Genomic DNA, 613 nt, shown 5'->3' with positions numbered 1-613 from the left:
TCGGCTTACCTTCTCCAGATTATGCACCATACAATACAACTGCCATTGGCCCTGTACTTTCGTTTTGCCGCGTAAGCTAAACCGGTTTAGCCTTTTATTGGTGCCGATATTGCCAAACACTGGCTCTACTACCGACATTCTATGGCTGTAAATTTGTTTACCCGCATCGCTGTCTACCCTCTGTTTCATCCAGTCAGTGTAATTCGGTGGTGCATTGGCTTTAAGTAAAAACGATACCTGGCGGCCGTTGCCATTGCGGTGGTTAGCTGACTCAGGCGTGAGCATACATTTATCTTTTAAATCGCAGTGGCGGCACTGCAACAACCGACCGCCGAATAAGGCGCGTTGTTGGCCATCTGGCTCTGGCCTGGTTCCCCTGCAGGGTAGTGATTTACCCGCCGGACAAATACAGGTCATGGCGATAGGATCAAATGCAAAGGCACTGGACAGGAAGATAGATTTTTGCCCTTTTGCTTTGTCTTGATGCCGTTTGCCGTACTTTTGCTTTTGCTCACTAAATTTGGGGTCACGCTTTCTAAATTGGTTATCCGGCACGTAGCCGTTTATGTTGTGCTGGTACAAATAACTATTGTTGGCTTCGTTGGCAAAGCCG

At 48.0% G+C, this 613-nt stretch carries 1 protein-coding gene; it reads right to left on the bottom strand.

The features are described 5' to 3' along the window. A partial coding sequence (locus I4W93_RS20235; protein ID WP_224673592.1) for a transposase occupies positions 1–613 on the bottom strand: 613 nt, incomplete at both ends.

It is taken from the genome of Rheinheimera maricola, assembly GCF_016918075.2.
Classification (GTDB): Bacteria; Pseudomonadota; Gammaproteobacteria; order Enterobacterales; family Alteromonadaceae; genus Alishewanella; species Alishewanella maricola_A.
Note: the sequence above shows the minus strand (reverse complement) of the source record. Positions and strands in the feature narration are given on the sequence as shown.